The sequence below is a fragment of the Adonisia turfae CCMR0081 genome, assembly GCF_011009555.1.
Taxonomy (GTDB): Bacteria; Cyanobacteriota; Cyanobacteriia; order Phormidesmidales; family Phormidesmidaceae; genus Leptothoe; species Leptothoe turfae.
The window spans coordinates 6851585-6855289 of the sequence record NZ_QXHD01000004.1 but is presented as its reverse complement, the minus strand read 5'-3'; the positions used below and the strand labels follow the sequence as shown (position 1 = coordinate 6855289).

Here is a 3705-nt window from a genome sequence, read left to right as displayed (position 1 = left end):
GATGGCACCACTCGACGGGTAGCACCGGCCACCTGATCAAGGCGAGGACGCTCTACATAGGCACGCCCCCCAACAACATCACTGCCATCCCTCAGGGGGCGATTATCTAACCCACTCGGGAGTGTAGTACCGGCACGGGTTGGCGCTTGCCCCAACTGATAATTGCCCAACTGATCGCTAATACGCGCCACCAGACTCTCTAGAATGACTTCCCCTTGCTGCTCCATAGCTTGCATACGTGTCAGCTGCTGAGCAATGGCGCTCTGATAGCTGCTGAGATCTTGCTGTAGCGCTCTGACACTGCGATTGAGCGTGTCATCCAAAGCATGCAGCCAGTCTTGGCTGGGATTGGGTAATTCTGATGAGTTAGTCACATAGGCATGGAGATCATCGCGGAGGTTTTGAGCGAGTACACGAGCCAGTCGTTTAGCCCAGGCATTTTGCTGAGACAACTCTCGCGTAGATAGGGCAACCTCTGACTCATTCTTAAGAGATTGATAGTCAATATAAAGCTGGTCGTACTCTACACGCAGCGCATCCAGATCGCTCATCAGGCGCTGCTTTTCCGACTGCAAATATTCAATATCTTTAGCCAGTTGATCAGCGAAGTGCCGCTGCAATGCTTGAAAGTCATCATCCAGTGATTGCAGTAGTGGGTCATTCCTGCCCTGGCTATCAGACTCACCCATGTTGCTCCCTCTTATTTATGCTTCACCGACGACAGGAACCTTTTATATGCCACCTATATATCACCCCGAGCGAAGCCATACCCTGCTTTATACCCAAGTTTCGTATTGGTGTCGACACTGTACCAGGCAACCAAAGATAACGGAACAATCGCTTTAATAAAAACGGCATCCAATCCAAAAAGCATCACAACATCTAAACTTGGGAATACAGGTCCTATTTAACACTTAGAGAATCTTAATCCTGAGCCATAACCGCAGCACATTCTAGAACTTTTGGGCATCATATTGACCGTAATAGATATGCGTAGCTTAACTAACAATCTATAAGGTCATCTTTTTTAGAATCGTTTATAAGCGCTTCTTTGCCGTGGGTTGATCCAAAACAAGTTTCATTGCAAAAGTATGGCGTATCTGTAATGCAGGACATGTAATCCAGTTTCGGAGTTGTAGGATTGATAAAATAAAGTTGCGCTATACATGCCCATGGCGTTCGGTTCAAAAGTTTAGCAAGTATTCTGAGGCAGCTGACATCAGGATGAAAAAAATCCTTATTGTTGATGATGACATTACACTACGGTCTGCGTTGACCCGCTATCTGCGAGAGCGAGGCTTTCAAGTGAGCCATGCATCCTCTGGCACGGAAGGACTAGCTTTATTTGAACAAGACCAACCCGACCTCGTTGTCTCAGATGTGATGATGCCTGAGATGGATGGCTATGAGTTCTGTACCAAGCTCAGGGAAATTCGTTCGGGTCAACTCGTTCCCTTTATTTTCCTATCGGGCCGTGGTGAATTAGATGACCGGATTCAGGGCCACTCCAAAGGTGCCGATGACTACATCGTTAAGCCTTTCCATCCTAAGGAGCTGATTGCCAAAATTGATGCTCAGCTGGAACGTTCTCGGCGCATGCATGCTGAAATTATTCGTCTGGTACAGCAGATGCCAGCGCCAGAGTCAGCTCAACCACCGCCGCCAGAACCTCTGCCGTTAACCCCTGCCGAAGAAAAGGTATTTTGGGAAGTTATTCAGGGCTTTACCAATAAACAGATCGGTGAACATTTGTTCATCAGCCCTAGGACCGTCCAAACTCACCTGAGCAATATCTTGAGCAAGCTATCGTTGGAAAATCGCTCCCAGCTAATTCGCTATGCCTTTGAAAATGGCTATCGACCCGCTTCTGACGAATCCAAATAAATAGTTATAACTAACCTGTTTTGTCTTGTGCTGCTAAGACATTGTGAGGTAGCCTGAGATTTGGCTCATTATAAAAAAACGCTTAAAACAACGCCAGAGTCTGGTGTTGTAGATGCCCCAACATGACTAATGCATCCGCTGATTCTCCAACGGTTATTCCGATGGACGATGACAAAACGGCTAAGCTTGCCGAACAACTCCGCTCTAATAACTTAAAGCGCCAGTTAAGTGCCGTCACAGAATTAATCAGTGCTGGTGACTCTGGCGTTGCCGTCCTCATGGGCTTCCTCAAAGAGGCTAGCGAACCCTCGGTCGCTACTGGTAAAACCTATCAGGTACTCAGCACTAGTGATTCCGTTGCAGCCCAAACCTTTTTAGCGGAAGCCTATCCCAATGGTGTTGTGCCAGCAATCTCTGACAAGGGGGTCGACTATCAGCCATTGCAAGCATTGTTGATTGCCCAAGAATTTGAAGAAGCGGACCGCTTAACGTTACAAAAGCTCTGTGAACTGGCTGGTCCGGCTGCTGTGCAGCGGAAGTGGGTTTATTTTACTGAGGTAGATAGCTTTCCTGTGGTTGATCTACACACCATTGATCAGCTGTGGCGCGTGTATTCAGAAGATCGGTTCGGTTTCTCTAAGCAACGAGAGCTGTGGCTCGGTCTCAACCAGGATTGGAACCGGCTTTGGGAAAAGCTAGCTTGGAAGTCTGACAATATTTGGACTCGCTATCCGGGTGAGTTTGTCTGGGATTTGTCAGCTCCCGTTGGGCATTTGCCACTTTCTAATCAGCTACGTGGGGTACGTATGATGGAGTTTCTGCTCTCTCACCCCGCTTGGAACCCATAAAGAACAATCGTCGCTGACTTCTATGGAACTCACCAACTGCTCGATATAGATCCTCTGGGGTATCGATTAGAAACGTGGGTCCCTGGGCTTCAAGGGCGGTGCGATCGCTAAATCCCCAACTCACAGCCGCCACCGCCACCCCTTGGCAATGGGCGGCTTCAATATCGCGTGTTTCATCACCCACGTAGAGGATCTCCTCAGGTGTTAGGCGATGACGACGCATGATACGGCGTAGGCTGCGGGCCTTACCCAGCAGGCCAATGTTGCCATAGACCTGACTGAACACCTGGCTTAAACCGTGACGTTCTAAAAATGGTCGAATGGTTGAAGGCGCATTGGAACTGGCAATCATAATGGTGTGACCATCCCCTTGTAGCGCCTTTAAGACATCACTCAAATGCTGGAAGATGTGAATCGAGTCAATGTCTTGATTCAGCTCGCGTCTGACCCGACGCATCAGAAACGGCACTTGAAACAGGGGCACATTGGATTGCGCTAATAGCTCAGCTGTACTCAAGGCACGCAGATATTTCAGTCGCTCCGGTGTCGTTTGCGGATAGCCATAGTGGCCTGCCAAGCGGTTAGTAATAGTAACGATCGTCTCCAATGTGTCAGCGATCGTACCGTCAAAATCAAAAATGAGAACGGTCACGCGGGTGTGGTGTAAAAAACAGTCTTGAAAGTAGTTAAGGAATAGCGGTGAAGTGGGGCGGTCCTATATCTATCTATGCCCAAACCTAGAATATGGCTAAAGAAAATGCTAAGCCAAGATAGATGGCTATAAATCTTCCATATCCAGGGTGTCCCTGAGTCAATCGTCACCAGTGTAAATGCTCTACCTATAAATACTGTAGCCTCCGGTAAGCTTTATTGTGGTAAAAATTATCCTACTGAGAGAAGCGGTGAACTGATTTAGCCTAAGCAGGCTACGGTGTATACACAAGTCCTGGATACTAGCGTTTGCGGTTGCCTC

3 protein-coding genes and 1 pseudogene are annotated in these 3705 nt (G+C 48.1%); 2 read left to right on the top strand and 2 right to left on the bottom strand.

The features are described 5' to 3' along the window. Positions 1 to 689: pseudogene (locus DXZ20_RS37965) on the bottom strand (hypothetical protein); the annotation flags it as partial. Positions 690 to 1224: 535 nt separating this feature from the next. Here DXZ20_RS37965 and DXZ20_RS33130 point away from each other — a divergent pair. After that, positions 1225 to 1884 carry a response regulator transcription factor gene (locus DXZ20_RS33130; RefSeq protein WP_163671307.1) on the top strand — a complete coding sequence of 220 codons (660 nt, stop codon included), beginning with the start codon at positions 1225 to 1227 and terminating at the stop codon, positions 1882 to 1884. 122 nt (positions 1885 to 2006) lie between these two features. Further along, the gene (locus DXZ20_RS33125) at positions 2007 to 2732 is read left to right on the top strand and encodes a GUN4 N-terminal ARM-like repeat domain-containing protein (protein WP_163702949.1); all 726 of its coding nucleotides are present in this window, start codon (positions 2007 to 2009) and stop codon (positions 2730 to 2732) included. Here DXZ20_RS33125 and DXZ20_RS33120 read toward each other — a convergent pair. Continuing rightward, positions 2668 to 3384 carry an HAD hydrolase-like protein gene (locus DXZ20_RS33120; RefSeq protein ID WP_163702948.1) on the bottom strand — a complete coding sequence of 239 codons (717 nt, stop codon included), beginning with the start codon at positions 3382 to 3384 and terminating at the stop codon, positions 2668 to 2670. The two genes, DXZ20_RS33125 and DXZ20_RS33120, sit on opposite strands and share 65 nt — an antisense overlap. Between the last annotated feature and the right edge of the window lie 321 nt (positions 3385 to 3705).